The organism is Planktotalea arctica (assembly GCF_002105285.1).
In the GTDB taxonomy this organism is placed as follows: domain Bacteria; phylum Pseudomonadota; class Alphaproteobacteria; order Rhodobacterales; family Rhodobacteraceae; genus Planktotalea; species Planktotalea arctica.
On sequence record NZ_MUHR01000020.1, the window covers coordinates 1 to 19,858 of the forward strand.

The following is a 19,858-nucleotide window of genomic DNA, read 5'->3' on the forward strand; positions in this document are numbered from 1 at the left end:
TATATATCATGTCGGTGAAATAGCACACATCATGTAGCATTTCCCGAAAACCATACTCAAGAAGAGCTAATCCAAGTGAGGATTGGTGGATCTAGTCTAATTTTCGTCATTTTTGTGAGTTACCCAAAAGCAAATTTTTGGGGATTTCACGCTTATGAAGACGCTATTGCGCTTAGATAAACTCGCACTTGAGCGACCGGATGATGTCGCGCTCTTAGAGCATGGTGTAACCACAAGTTTTCTCCAGCTCGCAAATGCCAGCCGTGCTCTCGCAAGCTTTTACATCTCACAAGACATCCCTCAGGGTTCGGTCGTTGCCTGTCTAAAAAACACGATGACTGGCACCTTCATTGCTGCTCTGGCTGGGCTCCGTGCTGGTGTAGGATTCATCATTCTCGACTGTGATGGCGATAAAAACAAACTCCTAAAACTTCTGAAGATCTCCGGTACAAAGTTGTTGATCGTCGAAGGCGTTCAAAACAACACACTTGAATTTGATGTGCCGATCATTGGCATGGCCCGAGCGCTTGAACACGAAATAAGTGCTCTGCCTGATGTGCCATCAAGCACTCTTGCCTATATCGAGCCGACATCGGGTTCAACGGGCGATCCGAAACTGGTGCCGCTTACCCAAAGTGTGATGCAGCACTATATCGACCGGCAACTGGAAAGTTCTGGCATCGAGCAAGGCGACCGCGTTGCGTTGCTTGGTGAGATGTGGATGGACACTTTGATGACCGGACTTAATGCTGGTGCGCAATCGGAAGCATTCAACTTTCGAGCTTATGGCTCTGGCGCGCTATTCAATTGGGTCAAAGACCGTAAAATTACAGTTATGCAAACTTACCCGGCAGCATTTCGTGCGCTTTGCTTTGCTGCTGACGAAATGCTTCCAAATTTGAGAACAGTCCGTCTCGCGGGGGAAATTATCACACAAACTGATGTAGAGGCCTTTGAAAAGTTATGTACGAAGGGGTCAGAATTGATGAATTACTACGGCTCGACAGAGTGTAGTTTTGTTAGCCAATATTGCCACACCTCTGGATCGTCCAACCCGTTTGCGATATTGCCTGTTGGGCACGAGATCAATGGTACGTCCGTGACGATTGTTGATGAAAACGCAAAACCGCTTCCGGACGGTGCGAACGGTGAAGTCATTGTTCGTGCAGACTATATGGCGGTTTCCTATCTGAATAATCCCGAAAAGACCGAAGGTGTCTATTGGTCGGAACAAGGTGGTAAGCATGTCCTTGCGACGGGTGACCTCGGATACCGAGATCGTGATGGAAACATTCATATTGTTGGCCGCATCGACGATCAGGTGAAAATTCGCGGGTATTCTGTTAAATACAGCGAGGTCGAAGCGGCTCTTCTTCGCAATGACGCAATCGCCCAGGCCGCGGTTACAAGCCATCTATCGCCTCGCGGCATTCGCCAACTTGTCGCTCACATTGTTCCCGAGCAAGAAGCTAGTTTCGATTTAGCAGGCCTGCGTCAACAAATGCTAGCGCAACACCCCGCGTACATGGTCCCCAACCTCTTCGAAATCCAGGTTGCTCTGCCCAAAACGGCTTCGGGTAAGATAAATAGGCGCGTTCTGCCCCCTCCGACGTTCGAAGCACGGAGCAGAAAAATCAAACTTTGGTCCAACGGAAAAGCTGAAAAAGTGGCAATGATTTGGCGTAACCTTCTCGGCAACGATCAGTTTGATGAAAACGACGATTTTTTCGATGTGGGCGGCGATTCACTTCAGGCGATGTCTATGGTTGTCGAACTTGAACGTGCCTTTGGGACGCGCTTCGGCTATGAAAGCCTCATCATGGATGGGGCAAGTATTCGTGAAATAACTGAACGACTTAGCCGCAAAACCCTAGAGGCTGATCAAACCGGGCTGCTTAGGTTAAAGCATGCAGAAAATAGTGTCCCCCTTTATATCTTGCCGGTCGAAAATGGCGAATTTTCCAATTGGCTTTTTGTACTTAATAACATGGCAGATGCGCGATCCGTTCACGGAGCGCATGTGCGCTGTGTAAATCAACGCACCCGTATTCAAAGCAAATGTGCGAACAAACTTGGTCGGCGGGCGGCGCAATCCATTTTAAATGTTCAAGCCGGACAACCCTGTTTTATTGCAGGCTATAGCGCGAGCACATATCTCGCGATCGAGACCGCGCGTGCGTTGCTAGATCAAGGTGCGACTCTGTCCGGTTTGATCCTGATCGATCCGCCTATCCGCGCGCTTGCACCCAAAACTACTGTGGATATCTATGCCAAATCCCTCTCTCCTTTGATTAAAAGGGCTGATGTGCGTCGAAGCCTAAACCGGACTGCACATGCCCTTTGGGGCCACCCTGCGAAGGAACTTGATTTTGCGGATGAAGTGGTCTTCGCACGTTATCGAGCGCGTCCGCTTGAAGGTGTAGAAACGCTTGTTGCCTGCGCCAGCGATGGAAACAAGCAGTTGGAATTGCAAAAAAGCCTTTGGAAAGAGCAGTTTCCCGGCGGTTGCGATATCTGGGAGGTTCCCGGGTACCATAACACGGTTCTGCGCGACCCCCATGCGAATGTCCTCTCGCCCATGCTGGATGCGTGGATGAATGAAAAGGAAAAGGGAATTGCCTGATTGTGGTCTTCTTTGAACTCTGCTCTTTTCGATTGAAACGATGCAAAGGAACGATTGATGCAATGGGATGAGTTCGAAGGTTGGTCCAAGCAAATGGCGACATGGGCCGCGGACTACCATCGCACGTTACGCGATCGCCCCGTGCGCGCGCAGGTCGCGCCGGGTGACACGCTCGCACTCCTTCCGGGTAGTGCGCCAAACTGTGCAGAGCCAATGGATACGATCATAGCTGATTTCGAACGGATCGTGATGCCAGGCATCACCCATTGGCAACACCCTCGTTTCTTTGCCTATTTTCCAAGCAACGCCGCACCGCCCTCGATTCTTGCCGAGCAAATCGTCAGTGCAATTTCTGCGCAATGTATGCTTTGGCAGACCTCCCCCTCCGCGACCGAACTCGAAACGCGGATGATGGAATGGATCTGTGAAGGGCTTGGTTTGCCGGATGATTTCACCGGCGTCATTCAGGATAGCGCCTCTTCGGCGACACTTGCGGCTGTGCTCAATATGCGAGAACGCGCGCTTGATTGGCAGGGTAATCAAACGGGGCTGACGGGGCACAAAGCGTTGCGTATCTATTGCTCTGATCAAGTTCATAGCTCGATCGACCGCGCTATCTGGGTTGCAGGCATCGGACAGAACAATCTGGTCAAACTTCCTACAAAGGGCCCTCGAAAATCTATTGATATCGAAGCGCTAAATATGGCGATCACAAAGGATCGGGCTGAGGGCTACTTGCCAGCGGGCATAGTCGCCGTGACGGGCGCTACGGGAATGGGCGCTTGCGATGACATAATGGCCATCACGCAAGTGGCAATGGATGAGGGGCTGTTCACGCATCTTGATGCAGCTTGGGCTGGCTCTGCCATGTTCTGCCCCGAGTTCCGTGAAATTTGGGCGGGGGCCGAGAGGTGTGACAGTATCGTGTTCAACCCGCATAAGTGGCTCGGGGCACAGTTTGATTGCTCTGTGCAATTCTTACGTAATCCAGATGCTTTGCGTCAAACGCTGGCAATCCGCCCGGAGTATCTAAAGACCCACACGCAGACCGAGGTCACCGATTACTCCGAATGGTCGCTCCCGCTTGGGCGTCGCTTTCGCGCCTTGAAACTTTGGTTTCTGATGCGTGCCTATGGCCTTGATGGTCTACGCGCACGCATGCGCAATCATGTGGCATGGGCGGAAGCGCTCGCAAAACGCATCGGTGCAGAGGATGATTTCGAAATCGTCACCGACCCCATTTTTTCGCTCTTTACCTTTCGCTACCTCAAAGGCGACGATCTTGATGATCTCAACCAGCGTCTCGTGGATCGTTTGAACGACGACGGACGCATCTATTTGACCCAAACATTCGTGGACGATCAAAAGGTAATTCGCTTCCAGATTGGCCAATTCGATTGCACCGAAGAGGACGTGAATTTTGCGTTTGATACAATTTGCGAGATCGCACGTAGCCTCTAGGGCGCGGCGATTGTTCTGTTCTAGCCAATCGCAAATGGTTAGGACAAAACCACACCACCTCATTGGATGGATACGGGTATGGACCTAAGCGCGCAGCCACAAATCGTGCAGCAAGTGGCACAATACGCCCTTCAAGGGTGGGAGCTTGCCAAGGGTTGGCTGCTCAGCCCCGCTGCATGGTCGCAATTCGCACTTCTGATTGCGGCCTATCTGATCGCGCTTTACGTCTCGCGCAAGCTGCGCCCGACCTTGACGCGCTTGCTTACTCCTCCGCCGGAGCAGGAAAATGTCTTTGCCACGGCGCGCCGTTTCTTTTTGATCTTTCTACCGCTCTTGCTGCCCTTGCTCGCCTATGGCCTTACAGGGATTGGTGAAGCACTGACGCGTTCCATCTTTGGCAGCGGCGCGGTCATTGCCTTTGGCAAACGCATCTTTTTGTTCCTTGCGGTGCGCATTCTGGTCGAGCAGATCATCAAGGACGGTTTCCTCAAGCTGCTTGGGAAATTCGTGCTTATCCCGGTCGCTGCGCTTTATGCGGTAGGTCTGCTCGATGTGGCGACGGCGCGCCTCGATGCGCTGGTGGTTCCGCTGGGCAACCTGTCGTTCTCGCTGCTCTTCGCCATTCGATTTGCGGTTCTTGCGGGCCTTATTTTCTGGCTCGGGCGTTGGTCGAACGATCAATCCACCAGCTTTATTTCCAAGCAACAAGAGATGCGTCCGGCCACGCGTGAATTGGCGTCCAAGACGGCAGAGATCGCCATTTTCGGTGCTGCATTCCTGATCCTGATGAACATTATGGGGATTTCCCTGACCTCGCTTGCAGTGCTTGGTGGCGCTATCGGCGTTGGTTTGGGTTTCGGTTTGCAAAAGATCGCGTCGAACTTCATTTCGGGTGTGATCCTGCTGCTTGAGGGGCAGGCGACGGTTGGAGATTTCGTTGAGTTGGACGGTGGGGAAGCGGGTACGATTGTCAAGATGACGGCGCGTGCTGCGATTTTGGAGACCTTCGATGGGCGCTGGATTGTGGTGCCGAACGAGGATTTCATTACGACGCGTGTGGTAAACTATTCCGACAGCGGCTCTGCCAACCGCTACGAGGCCCCGTTTTCCGTCAGTTACCAGACCGATATCAATCTGGTGCCTGCGATCGTCGAGGCCGCCATCGCCAATCATCCCGAAGTTCTAAAGCTGCCCTATCCGCCTGATTGCGAATTGCGCGGTTTTGGCGACAGCGGTGTTGATTTCGCGGTCGAATTTTGGGTCAACGGATTGGACGACGGGCGCAATAAATACACGTCTGACGTTCTGTTCCTGATCTGGAATGCACTCAAGGATAACAATATCGAAATCCCCTATCCGCACCGCGTGGTCGAGCTTAGGGGCGAAATTCGCACGCGTGCGAAGTGACGCGCGCGCTGGTCATTGGCAGTGGTCCCGCAGGATTGATGGCGGCAGAAGAGCTTTCGCGCGCAGGCGTGGCGGTAACGGTGGTCGAGGCGAAGCCCTCTGTCGGGCGAAAGTTTTTGATGGCGGGCAAGTCGGGTCTAAACCTAACCAAGGACGAACCTTTTGGCTCATTTGCGCAGCACTACGCAGAAGCCGAAACCTGGCTTTTGCCAATGCTGGCAGACTTCGGTCCGGCGCAAGTACAAGCCTTCACCAACGCACTTGAGCAAGAGGTTTTCATAGGGTCGTCCGGCCGCGTGTTTCCAAAAGCGATGAAGGCTTCGCCGATGCTGCGTGCCTGGATCGCGCGGTTGGCAGAGCAGGGCGTGTCGTTCAAAACAAAATGGCGCTGGCTTGGCTGGGACGGCGATGCGCTGGCCTTTGACACGCCGGAGGGCAAGGCGCAGCTAAACGCCGATGCTGTGGTTTTCGCGCTTGGTGGGGCAAGCTGGTCGCGGCTCGGCTCTGACGGGCATTGGGCAGAGATTTTTGCGCAACATGGCATATCGCTCGCACCGTTCGGGGCGTCTAACGCAGGTGTCGCCCAAGAGTGGAGCGCGCATATGGAAGCCTATTTCGGGGTGCCTTTGAAGGCAGTGATGTTTCGTAGCGGCCCTTACCGCTCGCGCGGGGAGGGCATCATTTCAGCAAAGGGGTTGGAGGGCGGTGGCCTTTATTCCGTGAGCCGCGGCATCCGTGAAGGGCATGGTCTATACATTGATCTCAGGCCGGATTGGGCGCTGGAGCGCATTCAAAGCGCGCTTGAAAAGCCGCGCGGCAAGGCAAGCATGTCCAATCACATGCGCCGCGTCTTGAACCTTCAGAAACATGAATTGGCCTTGCTGAACGAATGGGCGCGCCCTTTGCCAGGCGATCCCAAGTGCCTTGCTGCGCTGATCAAGAACTTGCCCGTGCGCGAGGCCAAGATCGCCCCGATGGACGAGGCGATTTCTACCAGTGGCGGCGTCATCCAAACGGCGCTTGATGCAGAACTGATGTTGCGCGCCAAGCCTGGCTCCTTTTGTGCAGGCGAAATGCTGGATTGGGAAGCGCCCACTGGGGGCTATCTACTAACCGCTTGCTTCGCGAGCGGGCGCACCGCAGGTCGCGGCGCCGCCCGGTATTTGGGCGCTATCCCAGCGCCCTGACCCGCTTGAACGCATCGCGATCGCGCATGGTTTTAGCATAGGCGTGCATCTGTTCATTGTCGTGCTCGAATTTTGCGCCCACCGCCCAGTTCAGACAATGGGTCAGCAAGATATCCGCGATGGTAAACTCATCACCAGCGGCGAAAGGCGTGGTGATGCGATCCGCCAAGCGGTTCACGTTGCGATTGAATTCCCACTTCAGCGAAGGTTTTACCGCTGGCACGCGCTGCTCTTCAGGAAGGATAAAGCTGTGGCGCGCGCCTGCCCAGAGCACACCGTCCAATTCATCATTGACCGCATGGATGATAGCATCCTGCTGCGCGCGCGCGATGGTGCCAGCCGGGGCGATCAGCGTGCCATGTTTATCCGCGAGATAGGTCATGATGGCCGTGGAATCGGTGATCACTTCTTCACCGACGCGCAGCGCGGGCACCTTGCCAGCGGGGTAGATTGCGGTGAGCACCGGATCATGCGGCTTAGCGTGGGTCAATGTGTAGGACGCGCCCAGTTCTTCGAGCGCCCAAAGCACGCGAAAGGCGCGCGAGGCGACGGATCCAAAGACTTCATACATGGTGGGTTCTCCTATCAGGGCTTATCGCTTCGCCATCATGGCTAGTCGGATCAGGCATCGTTCTACCAGTGCCATCGCGGGGGCGTGCTGGCTGGCGCTGCGCAATTTGAGATCGGTATCTACGATTAAGCTAAGCGCCGTTTCAAGGTTGTACACACCCCAGCCCTGTGCCTGCCGCAGCATGCGATCGCGTCGCGGCCCAAAGACGGGTGGGCGCAATTTTCCGATGCCTTGCGCCGCGCCGCCTGGATCGCTGGACGCGGCATAAAGGATCTTGAAATGGCGCAGCGCCGCAATGCAAAGCGCGACAGGCTGTACGCCTTGGGCCTGCAATTTGCGCATAATCGGTCCGATTTCGCCTGAGCGCGCCTCTGCGACGATGTTGATCACATCATCCAGCCCCGCTTCGGTCGAAGTGGGCGCGCAATTGGCGATATCAATGCTGCTGAGCGGCTCCGGATCGTTCAACTTGTAGAGTGCGAGTTTTTCGAGCGTTTGGCGAAAATCACCTGGATCAAGCTCGCGCGAGAGAGCGGTCAGATCGTCCATCACATCGCGACCCGGTGCAAAAATGCCCGCGCGCGTGAGCTCCGCTTCGATCTCCGCGCGCGATGGAGGTTCGTCGTAGATGCCGACTGCGAAAGCGTTATTATGCGTCTCAAACATTTTGCGTAGGCTCGAGCGCGCGTTGAGTTGCCCCGCAGTTACGACGATCTGGGCATCGCCCGCGCGCCATTCCTCAAGCGCGGGTGCGATGACTTTGGCGATCGTGTCGGTGGCGTCCTCGACAAAGGCGACACGAGGACCCGGGAAAAAACTCTGCGCTGTCATGGCGTCGATCAGAGCGGCAGGATCTTTGCGCAGGTCAGACGACGGCAGCCGCGTAAGGCGCATTTCCTCTTCGCCGTTCGGACCGATTAGGGCTGCGATGACTTGCTGGCGCTTCAGTGCGATGCGCATGGCGTCTGGGCCGTAGATCAGCAGGCCGGTTTTACCCGCGTCCGGCTTGGTGAAATACCCGTTTGCTTCGCGCGCAGACAGCTTCATGGAAGCAGAGCAGGGTCGATGAGGTGCAGGCGATCAATCAGTTGATCCGCCAAAAGCGTCATCAAACGTTCGCGTGCCGCGCGCTCAGCAGCTAGCGTTGCAGCAGTATTGCCTGTTGCGGAGTAGCCTGTGAAGTTGTTGATCACACCAGAATCTATCGGAGCTTCCGAGAGGGCGTTTTTCAAGGTGTAGCTAACACTACCATATGTATGAAGGCGCGTGGTCGAACCTGTCGCCGTCGTTCCGAGACCTGCTGAACCAACCGAAACCGAAAAGGCCAAAGTCATCGGTGCCGGATCAGAGCGGCCCAAGCGCGTTTCGAGTTGGCGTGTGACTATGTATTCGTCGCGTGTGTTAGGTTCTTCGATGAAAATGCGGCCATCAAGTTTGCTAGCTGTACCATTCGGTGCGTAGACGGGTGTGAAGCCGCAAGCGCCCAGCACAGATGCGGCGCCTGCGATCAGGAAAGTTCTGCGATCAGACAACGACATTCACGATCCGCCCTGGCACTACGATCACCTTCTTTGGCGTCGCGCCGTCCAGTGTTCGAATGACAGCCTCATCGCTTAGGGCGATCTTTTCAACCTCTTCCTTTGGCATATCCTTGGGAACGGTGATTTCGCCGCGCCGTTTACCGTTGATCTGGATCGGCAGGGTCACGTTACTTTCAACCAGCATGGCCTCGTCCGGGGTGGGCCATGGCGCGTCGATGATCAGCCCTTCGCCACCCTGATGCGCCCAGATATCTTCGGCCAGATGCGGTGTCATCGGGGCCATAAGCTGTGCAAGGGTCATCACCGCTTGGCGCTGCGCGCTATGGCTCGCCTTGGATTTGGCGAGGGTGTTGGTGAAACCATAGAGCTTGGCAATGGCGGCATTAAAGCCGAAACTCTCGACGCCTAACGTTACATCGCGGATAGCTTTGTGCATTTCACGCAGAAGGTTTTCGTCGCCATCTCCTTTGGTGTTCGGGTCCATCTGGGACACGCGATGACATATCGACCAAACGCGCCCGAGGTGTTTGAACGACGCCTCCGCGCCGGAAGCGGTCCATTCAACATCGCGCTCGGGAGGGGAATCGCTAAGGACGAACCAGCGTGCGGTATCTGCACCGAAGGCAGAAATTATGTTCAGCGGATCGACTACGTTGTTCTTTGATTTGGACATTTTCGCGGAAGGGATCACCTCAACCTCTGCGCCGCCGTCTTTCAGGAAGGCTTTGCCGTCTTTCAGATCGACCTGTTCGGGATAGTGATACACAGGTCGGCCATTGTCGCCCTCGGATTTGTAGATCGCGTGGGTAACCATACCTTGCGTGAAGAGCGCATCAAACGGCTCAATCGCTTTTGCAGGTAGGTTGCCCGTGATCTGCATCGCGCGGGCGAAGAAACGTGAATAGAGCAGGTGCAGGATCGCGTGCTCAATCCCGCCGATATATTGATCAACGTTCATCCAATACTCGGCGTCTGCCATATTGACGGGGGTGTCCGCATCTGGCGATGTGAAGCGCGCAAAATACCAGGAGCTATCGACAAACGTGTCCATCGTATCGGTTTCGCGCTGCGCAGGGCTGCCGCAATTCGGGCAGTTGCAATTGCGCCATGTGGGATGACGATCCAGTGGATTGCCGGGTGTGTCGAATGTCACGTCATATGGCAGCTCAATCGGCAGGTTCTCTTTTTTCTCCGGCACGACGCCGCAGGTGGAGCAATGCACGACAGGGATGGGGCAACCCCAATAGCGTTGACGCGACAGGCCCCAATCACGCAAGCGGTACTTGGTAACGCCTTGGCCGATGCCGTTCTCCTCGCAAAAGGCGATGGCGGCGTTGATCGCCTCGTTGCCGGTCTGCCATTGCGCACCCGCGAATCCACCATTGTAGAACACCTTTTCGGTCTTGGCGGGAACATAGGCCTCCTCGAGCTTTGGCGAGCTCTCCTCGGACGGGAGGTACGTCGAGGTGATCGGCAGGCCGTATTTCGTGGCGAACTCGAAATCGCGCTCGTCGTGCGCAGGACAGCCGAAAATCGCGCCCGTGCCGTAGTCCATAAGAATGAAGTTGGCGATATAGACCGGCAGCTCCCAAGCCGTGTCGAACGGATGGCGTACGCGCAGGCCGGTATCATAGCCCTTTTTCTCAGCCGTTTCGATGGCTTCGGCGGTTGTTCCGCCTTGGCGGCAATCCTCGTTAAAGGCCGCGAGGTCTGCGTTGTCTTTCTCAAGCTGCTTGGCGAGCGGGTGATCAGGCGAAATGCCAACGAAAGACGCACCGTTCAATGTGTCGGGGCGGGTTGTGTAAACCTCAATCCGGTCATGACCATCAGGTGCATCAATCGTAGAGAAGGCAAATTGCAGTCCGCGCGATTTGCCGATCCAGTTTTCCTGCATCAGCTTCACTTTGGCAGGCCAGTTGTCGAGATCATCCAAAGCGGACAGCAATTCATCTGAATGGTCAGAAATCTTGAAGAACCATTGCGTGAGCTCGCGACGCTCCACCAAAGCGCCAGAACGCCAACCGCGCCCCGCCTCGACTTGCTCGTTTGCCAGAACGGTCATGTCTACGGGGTCCCAGTTTACGACCGCGTTTTTGCGATACACCAATCCTTCATCGAGGAAATCGAGGAAAAGCGCCTGTTGCTGGCCGTAGTATTCCACATCGCAAGTGGCAAATTCGCGCGACCAGTCTATCGACAGGCCCAGCGGTTTCATCTGCTCACGCATGTCTGCGATATTGTTGTAGGTCCAGTCTTTCGGGTGTCCGCCAATCGCCATGGCCGCGTTTTCCGCAGGCATGCCGAAGGCGTCCCAGCCCATGGGATGCAACACATTATGTCCTGTGCTCATCTTATAGCGCGCGATCACGTCGCCCATCGTGTAGTTGCGCACATGGCCCATGTGGATGCGGCCCGAGGGATAGGGAAACATCTCCAGCACATAGTATTTGGGCTTGGAGGGGTCGCGCACGGCCTTGAAGGTTTCGGCGGCGCTCCACGCCTCTTGCCATTTCGCTTCGATGGAGGGGGCGTCATAGCGTTGCATGGGCATGTCCTTTGTGCGCGTTGCGCGCCGTAAAATACTGTTTATGCGGTGATATGCGATGGGTGTTTCGGGGTCCAGAGCCAACACTCCCCCGAATTCGCCATTGGCCTGCCACATTGCTGTTTCTATAGTCCTCAAAATCTTAAAGCAGGCCCATTAATGCGTATCCTCATTATTCATCAGAATTTTCCCGGTCAGTACAAACACCTCGCGCCTGCGTTGGTGGAGCAAGGGCATCAGGTTTTCTCGCTTACGCCAAAGGTAGAGAAACAGACGAAGTGGAAGGGCGTGACGTTGCTGCCCTACAAGATTAGCCGGTCTTCCTCAAAAGACGTTCATCCGTGGTTGTCTGATCTGGAAACCAAGGTGATCCGTGCGGAGGCGTGTTATCGTCATGCGCTTGGGCTTAAAGAAAAGGGTTTAGAGCCTGATGTTATTCTAGCGCATCATGGCTGGGGTGAACCAATGTTCCTTAAGGACGTATGGCCGAACGCGAAAATGGGGCTGTATTGTGAACTCTATCATCTAGACGCTGCCGAGACAGTCAACTTTGATCCTGAGTTCGAGACGAAGGATCTTAGCGGCAATGCGCTGCGTCTGCGTCTGCGCAATCTGAATAATGCCCTGCACTTTGATGTTGGCGATGCGGGGATCAGTCCAACCGAATTTCAAGCGGGTACATTTCCACAGCCGTTTCGTGATAAGATCAGCGTGATCCACGATGGCATCGATACGGAACTGGTGAAACCTAAGGCCGATGCGGTGTTGCAAGTCTCTGCCACGCAAAGTCTGACCTGCGAAGACGAGGTGATCACCTTTATCAACCGCAATCTTGAGCCGTATCGCGGCTATCACGTCTTTATGCGCGCACTGCCGAAACTGCTAAAAGCGCGGCCCAACGCACAAGTGGTTCTGCTGGGCGGGGACGAGGTTAGCTATGGTGCAAAGCCGCCCGCCGGCAAGACGTGGAAGCAGATCTACATAGATGAGGTACGCGCGCAGATTTCTGACGAAGATTGGGCGCGTGTGCATTTTCTTGGGCGCGTGCCTTATGACGTGTTCCTTGCGATGATGCAGGTCAGTCGTTTGCACATCTACCTGACCTATCCCTTTGTCCTAAGCTGGTCCCTGCTCGAAGCGATGAGCGCCGAAGCTGCGATCCTTGCCTCTGATACGGCCCCTGTGCGTGAAGCAATCCGCCACGAAGAGACGGGCTGGCTTACGGATTTCTTCGATGCTGATGCTTTGGTGGAAAAGGCAGACGCGATGTTGGATGATGCGCAGTTGCGCGCCCGCCTTGGTAAGGCAGCGCGCGAATTCGTGCTCCAGACCTATGATCTAAAGGCCCATTGCCTGCCAAGGCAGCTAGACTGGGTCACAGGGCTGGCGGACGTGAAGATTTAAAAGCGAGCGTCTGCAACACGTAGTTGGCGCGCGCGGGCTAAAATGGCATCTTCGACGGCGCGGGCAGTCGCGGTGCTAACCGGGCCGTTGCGGGTTTGCAGTGCCACGTTAAGCGAGCGTGCTTCAAGCGCTGGGTCACTTACTAGGATCGTTGCGCGATACGCACTGCCACCGCCGGGCGGGCGGCCATAGCCGGTGGTGATCACACCGGAAAACGGATCAACCGATTCGACGGGGAGGAAATTCAACACATCCAAGGAGGCGTTCCAGATGTATTTGTTGACCTTAACGTTCGTTCCAGCATCGGAGGGCTTGAAGATATCCCAGACCGACGACCCTGTACCAGTTGTCGATTCGGGGTGGCCGGGCGGCAAAGCACCTGCGTTGGTGCCGCCGCCTGCGCCAAAACCACCGCCACATGCTGAAAGCATCAAAGCGGCCGCTATGGCCAAGATCGGTTTCGCTGACGTCAATGTACCCATGATAATCTGCCTCGACCCTTGTTTTCCTTGTCCTACCCAAGGGGCCGTTCGGGGGCAAGAGTTTTCACAGTATATATGGCGCTAGGGCGGCGCATGCGGTGATGTAAATCGACTGTGGCAAAGCTGCATCATTTTTTGAGGCTTTCTTGTGGCGCGTTTTGGGGGCCTTGCAAAGAGACCCCGAAAAGAGCGAAACACCAATCAGACCTAGTACGGATTCCCCGGGCTAGGCATTGATATAAACCCCGAGGGAAAAACGATGAAAAAAGTTCTCTTCGCAACGACAGCTCTGATCGCCACAGCAAGCGTTGCAGCAGCAGACGTATCTTTTGGTGGCTACGGTCGCTTTGGTGCAGATTATGACTCCTCCCGCGCAGCTGGCGCTGAGGTCGATCAGACAAGCCGATTCCGTCTGAACATCACAGGCACAACTGAAACAGACAACGGTCTGTCCTTCACTGCATTCGCCCGTATGCAGGACAGTGCGACAGCAGCGACTGCTATTTCCGGTGCAAACTTTTCTGTTGCAGCCGGTGGCCTGAAAGTTACAGCTGGTAACGTCAATGGTGCGATCGAAACAATGAACGGCCTGTACGCTCAGTCTCTTGGCCTGACAGGTATTGGTTACCACAACCTCGTTGTTAACACTGCAGTCGCTGGTTTCTGGGGCTGGGATGCGTTCTCGTCCACAGGTAACGGCCGTGAGGGCGTAGTTGTTTCTTACTCCGTCGGTGATTTTGGTGTGGCAGCGTCCTACTCGAACACTGCTGGTGTGGAAAACTCCGCGATCAACGCGTCTTACACTTTCTCCGGCTGGACAGTTGCTCTGGGCTTCCAGGACAGCTCTGTTGCTGCACAGGACAAGACAGTCCTCACAGTTGCTGGCAACGTTGGCATCGCAGACCTGAACTTCGCAGTAGCTGACAACAACGGTACTGTGAAGTACGGCATCGGCGCTGACTTCTCCGTAGGGGCAGCGACAAAAGTATCCGCATTCGTCAACACAGAAGACACATCTGGCGAAGCATACGGTCTGGGCGTGAATCACGACCTGGGCGGTGGCGCGTCCATTCGTGGTGGTGTTGTTCAGACAGCAGCGGGCACAACGCTTGCTGACCTGGGTCTGCTTTTCAACTTCTAATCTTAGAAGTTAAGCGATCTAAAGGAAGGACGGGCCCTCGGGCTCGTCCTTTTCTTTTGGGCACAGGCATATTAACTGATGGATGAAACCAGAGGTACGCCCAGAGGTACGCAATGTCGCTGCAAGATATTCAAGACAAGATTTCCAAGGCCGAAAAAGAGGCCGGACGCGATGCGGGAAGTGTTGAACTTATCGCCGTTTCTAAAGTGCAGCCCGATGCGCGTGTGCAGGCTGTGCTGCAAGATGGCCACCGTGTGTTTGGTGAAAACCGCGTGCAGGAAGCGGCTGGCAAATGGCCGGCTTTCAAAGATGCGTTTAGCGGTGTGTCGGTGCATCTAATTGGCCCGCTTCAAAGCAACAAAGCCCGGCAAGCAATGGAGTTATTCGACGCCATTCACACGCTGGATCGTTTGAAATTGGCGAACACCATCGCACGTCTGGCGCAAGAACTTGGAGCCTGCCCTGATTTGTTCGTGCAAGTGAACACAGGCGCAGAAGATCAAAAAGCGGGCGTGCTACCCCAAGAAACGGACGGCTTCATCGCCGAGTGCCGCGCGCTCGATCTGCCGGTAAAAGGGTTGATGTGTATCCCGCCTGTGGACGAAGAGGCGTCACTGCATTTCGCGCTTTTGGCGAAGATCGCTGCGCGCAATGATCTTGGCGGTTTGTCGATGGGAATGAGCGGCGATTTCGAGCGAGCGGTGGCGCTGGGGGCAACTCATGTCCGGGTTGGCTCGGCTATATTCGGTGATCGTGCCTACGAGCTTTGAGCGCTTTCCGATGACTGTGCGATCGGACCGAAGCGGGGGCCAGCACCCGTACCCCCGAGGTATTTGAAGACCGAAGAAGAGGCTAGCGCACGATGAGCCGAGAGGTTGGCGTGAGCTTGCGGGCGATTTCGTGCAAGTGTTGGCGGTTAAGTGCGACGCAACCTTCCGTAGGATATCCGGCGCGGCGCCATTGATGAATGAAGATGGCGGAGCCGTGGAGCGCGCGCGCGTGCGGCCAGTTCCAATTCGTGAGGATCACCAGATCATAGAGCGGGTCGGCGCGGCGCAGTTTTTCATGGCTGTAGGGGTAGGGCGCTTGAACGAGGTGATTGTAGTGCGCATCCATGCTGTCGTCGGACCACAGATCGCGCAGCCCTATAGGGCGTGCCCAAGGCACAGGTCGCGTGATGCGATCAGGGCGGTACAGCATGCCGGTGATATTGTGAGTGCCGCGCGGCGTCGCGCCATCGCCCTCGCGCTTGTCAGTGCGGATGCCGCCCTTGCCGATCGTGCAGGGATAGAGGCGGTTTGCGAAGCGTAGGCCAGTCGGTGTAAGCGCCAGATCGAGCGGTATCACAACATATGGCCTGACTTATCCGCTTTGGTTTGCAGATAGGCGCTGTTGAACCGGTTCTCTCCAACTTTTAGCGGCACGCGCGCCGCAACCTTGATGCCGGTTTTTTGCATCATGTCGATCTTGGCGGGGTTGTTGGTCATAAGGTTGACGCTGGTGACCCCCAGTTTGCTCAGGATTGCGGCGCCGATGCGGAAATCGCGTTCATCGTCTTCGAAGCCGAGGCGATGGTTGGCCTCCACCGTGTCAAACCCCTGATCTTGCAGCGAATAGGCGCGCATTTTGTTGGCGAGGCCGATACCGCGGCCTTCCTGGTTGAGGTAGAGCAAGACGCCTGCGCCCTCAGCGCCCATTTGCGCAAGAGCGGCGCGCAATTGAGGGCCGCAATCGCATTTGAGCGAACCCATCAGATCGCCGGTGAAGCAGGCGGAATGCAAGCGCGTGAGGACTGGTTTCGTGCGATCCGGCGTGCCGACGATGATCGCGTAGTGCTCTTCCCCGCCATCATCGGGGCGAAACACGTGGAGCTGCCCTGTTTCTGAAACCTCCATCGGAAGGCGTGCGTGGATGACGTTTTCGTAGCTGGTGGAAATGCCAAGGCGCGCCTTGACCTGTTCGCCATCCAGCGCAGTGAGGCTGTTTTGCTGCGCAAAAGCGGCGCCATCGTTAAGATCAGTGACCAGAACCGAGGGTAGCAACCGTGCCTCTTTGGTGAGGCGCAACGCGACACGGTGGGCAGAGGCGTCGCCCTCGCGCAGCGTGCGCAGAGGCCCCTTCATAGGGCTTTTCAGGTCATCCGCAGGATTGGCCAGCGCAGTGATCCAGCGCAGATCAGCGTCCCTAGGCACTGAAATGCGCGCAAGATCACCGTCATATGCGCGCGCTTTGAGCGTTTCCGCGCGCCGCGCTGTAATGGCGAGAACGGTTTCCCCCGGCAAGGCGCGCGCCGCAGACACGCGCGCAGCGCTAAGGGTTTCAACCGCTTGAATGAGAATATCGCCGCCGCGCGCCAACACGATCACAGGCACGCCCATGCGCAAGTCGCTGCGTGCGCGTGCCATCTGTTCAGAAAGGTCGGGGGCAAAGCTCATGGGTTCGATTGCGGCTCTTTGAAATACTTGGGCATGGGAGTCCCTGATTGAGGGGGAATATGAAACAAATCAAGCCTGAATAACACATGCCCGTGAGAGAGGGGGTGCAAACCTTGCCGAAACGAGGGATCACACGCATCTGTGTACCAGCAACACAGCGGAGATGATCCATGCCCCAGCTTAAGAATATACTGCTTGTCGATGATGATGATGACCTGCGCGAAGCGCTTTCGGAGCAACTTGTCATGACCGAGGACTTTGAAGTGTTCGAAGCGGATTGCGGGACGCAAGCGATGGAGCGGATCAAAGAGCAGCTTTATGATCTGATTATCCTCGACGTTGGTTTGCCTGATACGGACGGCCGCGAGCTTTGCCGCCTCATGCGCAAGCAGGGTGTGAAAAGCCCGGTTTTGATGCTGACAGGGCATGATAGCGACGCGGATACCATTCTTGGCCTTGACGCGGGGGCGAATGATTATGTGTCCAAGCCGTTTAAGTTTCCGGTGCTTTTAGCGCGTATTCGCGCGCAATTGCGTCAGCACGAGCAATCCGAGGATGCGGTATTTAGCCTTGGACCCTACACGTTCAAACCGTCTATGAAGATGCTGATCACAGAGGACGAACGCAAAATTCGCCTGACCGAGAAAGAGACGAATATCCTCAAGTTCCTCTATCGCTCCAGCGAGGGCGTCGTGCCGCGCGACGTGCTTTTGCATGAGGTTTGGGGGTACAATGCGGGCGTGACGACGCACACTCTGGAGACACACATCTACCGGCTTCGTCAAAAAATTGAACCAGATCCGTCTAATGCGCGCCTTCTTGTGACCGAATCTGGCGGCTATCGTCTGGTTGCATAGGCTTTGAAAAGGCTGCCCCGCGACAGGTGTTATTGATTTGGATCAAAGCGGCACTTTGGGTGCACCTTTAGTAAAGTATTCAAGAGATCCCGCGCATATTCGGGTTATGATATGCACCTCCCTGTTGGACTAGGCCCGGGCTTTGCTCGGGCCATTTTTTTATTCACATAGGTTTAGAGAGATAACAGGGCCGGATCCGTGTGCAGAGAGCCTGTCGTCCGGATTGTAAAGCGCGCAGGCATTGAGCGAGAGACAGCCGCAACCGATGCAGCCATCGAGACTGTCACGCATGCGCTCCAGATCAATAATTTGTTGATCAAGATGCCTGCCCAATCCTTTGCATTTGGGGTGCGTCCGTCAGGAAGTTGGCGCAGCACCTCTTTGATTTGTGGCAACGTGAGGTTGAATTTCTGTGCGATCAGAATGAACGATACCCTCCGCACCTGTGCGCGGGCAAAGCGGCGGTGGCCGCCACGATTGCGGTTTGCCGTGATGAGACCTTCGGTTTCGTAATAACGGATCGCGGAGACGGCGAGGCCGGTGCGCTTGGCCATTTGTCCAATCGTGAGCTCGGAGTTTTTGAGGGTCATGCGTTTTCCGCTTGATCTAAAGTTCACTTAAGAAATTACAAAGAGAGGGTGGAAAAGCAAGGAGAGAGATGATGGCACGATTGGAACATGCGAATATCACCGTGCGCGACGCCGCGAGCACGGCAGCGTGGCTTGGGCGCGCGTTTGGATGGGGAATTCGTTGGGAAGGCTCAGCGATGAACGAGGAGGGCTACACTATCCATATGGGCACTGATGCGGACTATCTTGCGCTCTATCAACCAAAGAGCGCGAAGGGTGGGGTGCGGCCTGACTATCTTACCAGCGGGCAGCTTAACCATATCGGTATTGTTGTGGATGATTTGGATGCAACGGAGATTGCTGTGTGCGCGGAGGGCTACGAGCCGCATTCGCATCAGGATTATGAGCCGGGTGCGCGGTTCTATTTCTATGACGAGAATGAGATCGAATATGAGATCGTCGCTTATGATTGAGTGCGTGGTGGGGGCCAGCCCCCACCGCCAGTCGGCGACTCCCCCGAAGTTTATTCGGGAAGATGAAGCGTGACGTTGCGGCGCGCGGGGTTAACTTGGCGCCGCAAGAGGGTCATCTTGATCGAGTAATTTACAAGGAGCCTGCGTGATGTCTGAGATGGTAAAGCAAGTCGTTTATTCTGAGTTTGGTGATCCAACGGAGGTGCTGCGTTTGGAGGAAGTGCCACGCGAGACGCTAGAGGCAGGGCAAGCGCGTGCGGATGTTTTGCGCTCGCCGATCAATCCGTCGGATTTGATTCAAATATCGGGCAACTATGGTGTGCGTCCGCCTTTGCCGGCGATTGCGGGCAATGAGGGTATTGGGCGGATCACTGAGGTGAGCGGCGATGCGCGTGGGCTTGCGGTTGGTCAGCTTGTGCTTTTGCCTGCGGGCATCGGGATTTGGCGCAGCGAGGTCGTCGCCTCGGCTGGCGCGTTTATCGCGATGCCGGAGGGCGATATCGATCAACTGTCGATGATGATGGTGAACCCTGCGACGGCGCAGCTTTTGTTGACGGATTTCGTGACTTTGGCGCAGGGTGACTGGGTCATTCAAAGCGCTGCGAATTCCGCCGTTGGCACTTATGTGGTGCAGCTGGCAAAGGCGATGGGTGTTAAAACTGTTTGCGTCGTGCGCCGAGAAAGTGCTGTTCAGGGGCTCTTGGATCAAGGCGCGGATGTCGTGCTGGTCGATGGGCCTGACTTGGTGAAACGCGTCAAGCAAGCAACGGGCGGAGCGAAGATGAAACTCGGGCTGGATGCAGTTGCAGGCGAGACATTCGGGCGTCTTGGCGAAAGTTTAGAGGTTGGTGGAACCCTGGTAAATTATGGTGCGATGTCAAATGAGCCAGCGTCGATGCAGGCGGGTGCGATGATCTTTCGCAACGTGCATGTGCGCGGCTTCTGGTTGGTTAACTGGTTCGAACGCGCTAGCAAGGAAGAGCGCATGGGCGTCTACGCGGCCCTGACCAAAGCTGTCGCCATGGGCACGCTGTATGCGCCGATTGATCGCCATTTCTCGCTTGAGGAAATTTCAGAGGCGGCGCGCTACACATGGGCGGGTGAGCGCGCGGGCAAAGTGCTGCTTGCGCCGAACGGCATCTAGGCTAGTTTGGCGCGACCT

17 protein-coding genes and 1 pseudogene are annotated in these 19,858 nt (G+C 55.7%); 10 read left to right on the forward strand and 8 right to left on the reverse strand.

Annotated elements, in window-relative coordinates:
- The first annotated feature begins 154 nt into the window (after positions 1 to 154).
- The 4 genes from B9P63_RS15910 (at position 155) to B9P63_RS15925 (ending at position 6,678) form a co-directional block, all read left to right on the forward strand.
- Entirely contained in the window at positions 155 to 2,623 is a 2,469-nt protein-coding gene (locus B9P63_RS15910) for an AMP-binding protein (RefSeq protein WP_085310606.1), read from the forward strand.
- 57 nt (positions 2,624 to 2,680) lie between these two features.
- Complete coding sequence (locus B9P63_RS15915) at positions 2,681 to 4,084, forward strand: pyridoxal phosphate-dependent decarboxylase family protein (RefSeq protein ID WP_085310608.1); 1,404 nt, start codon at positions 2,681 to 2,683, stop codon at positions 4,082 to 4,084.
- Between the two features lie 78 nt (positions 4,085 to 4,162).
- Positions 4,163 to 5,491 carry a mechanosensitive ion channel family protein gene (locus B9P63_RS15920; RefSeq protein ID WP_085310610.1) on the forward strand — a complete coding sequence of 443 codons (1,329 nt, stop codon included), beginning with the start codon at positions 4,163 to 4,165 and terminating at the stop codon, positions 5,489 to 5,491.
- Positions 5,488 to 6,678: a TIGR03862 family flavoprotein gene (locus B9P63_RS15925; protein ID WP_085310612.1), complete on the forward strand. Its 1,191-nt coding sequence runs from the start codon at positions 5,488 to 5,490 to the stop codon at positions 6,676 to 6,678. Before B9P63_RS15920 ends, B9P63_RS15925 begins: the two co-directional genes overlap by 4 nt.
- Here B9P63_RS15925 and B9P63_RS15930 read toward each other — a convergent pair.
- The 4 genes from B9P63_RS15930 to leuS are packed head-to-tail and all read right to left on the reverse strand — an operon-like array spanning position 6,662 to position 11,335.
- Complete coding sequence (locus tag B9P63_RS15930) at positions 6,662 to 7,249, reverse strand: glutathione S-transferase family protein (protein ID WP_085310614.1); 588 nt, start codon at positions 7,247 to 7,249, stop codon at positions 6,662 to 6,664. The genes B9P63_RS15925 and B9P63_RS15930 overlap by 17 nt on opposite strands.
- A 21-nt stretch (positions 7,250 to 7,270) precedes the next feature.
- On the reverse strand, positions 7,271 to 8,296 hold the full coding sequence (gene holA / locus B9P63_RS15935) for a DNA polymerase III subunit delta (RefSeq protein ID WP_085310616.1): 1,026 nt from the start codon (positions 8,294 to 8,296) through the stop codon (positions 7,271 to 7,273).
- The gene (gene lptE, locus B9P63_RS15940; RefSeq protein ID WP_085310618.1) at positions 8,293 to 8,787 is read right to left on the reverse strand and encodes an LPS assembly lipoprotein LptE; all 495 of its coding nucleotides are present in this window, start codon (positions 8,785 to 8,787) and stop codon (positions 8,293 to 8,295) included. Before lptE ends, holA begins: the two co-directional genes overlap by 4 nt.
- Positions 8,774 to 11,335: a leucine--tRNA ligase gene (gene leuS / locus B9P63_RS15945; RefSeq protein WP_085310805.1), complete on the reverse strand. Its 2,562-nt coding sequence runs from the start codon at positions 11,333 to 11,335 to the stop codon at positions 8,774 to 8,776. The genes lptE and leuS overlap by 14 nt, the downstream gene beginning before the upstream one ends.
- Before the next feature lie 159 nt (positions 11,336 to 11,494).
- Here leuS and B9P63_RS15950 point away from each other — a divergent pair, with 159 nt between their 5' ends.
- Positions 11,495 to 12,739 (forward strand): glycosyltransferase, encoded by a 1,245-nt coding sequence (locus B9P63_RS15950; RefSeq protein ID WP_085310620.1) that lies wholly within the window; start codon positions 11,495 to 11,497, stop codon positions 12,737 to 12,739.
- Here the strand turns inward: B9P63_RS15950 and B9P63_RS15955 are convergent.
- Positions 12,736 to 13,221: a DUF3576 domain-containing protein gene (locus tag B9P63_RS15955; protein ID WP_085310622.1), complete on the reverse strand. Its 486-nt coding sequence runs from the start codon at positions 13,219 to 13,221 to the stop codon at positions 12,736 to 12,738. The genes B9P63_RS15950 and B9P63_RS15955 overlap by 4 nt on opposite strands.
- A gap of 259 nt (positions 13,222 to 13,480) precedes the next feature.
- Here B9P63_RS15955 and B9P63_RS15960 point away from each other — a divergent pair, with 259 nt between their 5' ends.
- Positions 13,481 to 14,362 (forward strand): porin, encoded by an 882-nt coding sequence (locus tag B9P63_RS15960; protein WP_085310624.1) that lies wholly within the window; start codon positions 13,481 to 13,483, stop codon positions 14,360 to 14,362.
- A gap of 113 nt (positions 14,363 to 14,475) precedes the next feature.
- A complete protein-coding gene (locus B9P63_RS15965; RefSeq protein WP_085310626.1) occupies positions 14,476 to 15,132 on the forward strand; it encodes a YggS family pyridoxal phosphate-dependent enzyme in 657 nt (218 codons plus the stop codon).
- A gap of 82 nt (positions 15,133 to 15,214) precedes the next feature.
- Here B9P63_RS15965 and B9P63_RS15970 read toward each other — a convergent pair whose 3' ends face one another.
- Entirely contained in the window at positions 15,215 to 15,709 is a 495-nt protein-coding gene (locus B9P63_RS15970) for a L,D-transpeptidase family protein (protein WP_085310628.1), read from the reverse strand.
- Positions 15,706 to 16,797: a GTP cyclohydrolase II gene (gene ribA / locus B9P63_RS15975; protein WP_085310630.1), complete on the reverse strand. Its 1,092-nt coding sequence runs from the start codon at positions 16,795 to 16,797 to the stop codon at positions 15,706 to 15,708. The genes B9P63_RS15970 and ribA overlap by 4 nt, the downstream gene beginning before the upstream one ends.
- Before the next feature lie 170 nt (positions 16,798 to 16,967).
- Here ribA and B9P63_RS15980 point away from each other — a divergent pair, with 170 nt between their 5' ends.
- Positions 16,968 to 17,654 carry a response regulator transcription factor gene (locus tag B9P63_RS15980; RefSeq protein WP_085310632.1) on the forward strand — a complete coding sequence of 229 codons (687 nt, stop codon included), beginning with the start codon at positions 16,968 to 16,970 and terminating at the stop codon, positions 17,652 to 17,654.
- A gap of 159 nt (positions 17,655 to 17,813) precedes the next feature.
- On the opposite strand, the pseudogene soxR reads toward B9P63_RS15980, so the two are convergent.
- Positions 17,814 to 18,244: pseudogene (soxR, locus tag B9P63_RS15985) on the reverse strand (redox-sensitive transcriptional activator SoxR).
- 68 nt (positions 18,245 to 18,312) lie between these two features.
- Here soxR and B9P63_RS15990 point away from each other — a divergent pair.
- Positions 18,313 to 18,696 (forward strand): VOC family protein, encoded by a 384-nt coding sequence (locus B9P63_RS15990; RefSeq protein WP_085310634.1) that lies wholly within the window; start codon positions 18,313 to 18,315, stop codon positions 18,694 to 18,696.
- 148 nt (positions 18,697 to 18,844) lie between these two features.
- The gene (locus tag B9P63_RS15995) at positions 18,845 to 19,840 is read left to right on the forward strand and encodes a zinc-dependent alcohol dehydrogenase family protein (RefSeq protein ID WP_085310636.1); all 996 of its coding nucleotides are present in this window, start codon (positions 18,845 to 18,847) and stop codon (positions 19,838 to 19,840) included.
- Positions 19,841 to 19,858: the final 18 nt, after the last annotated feature.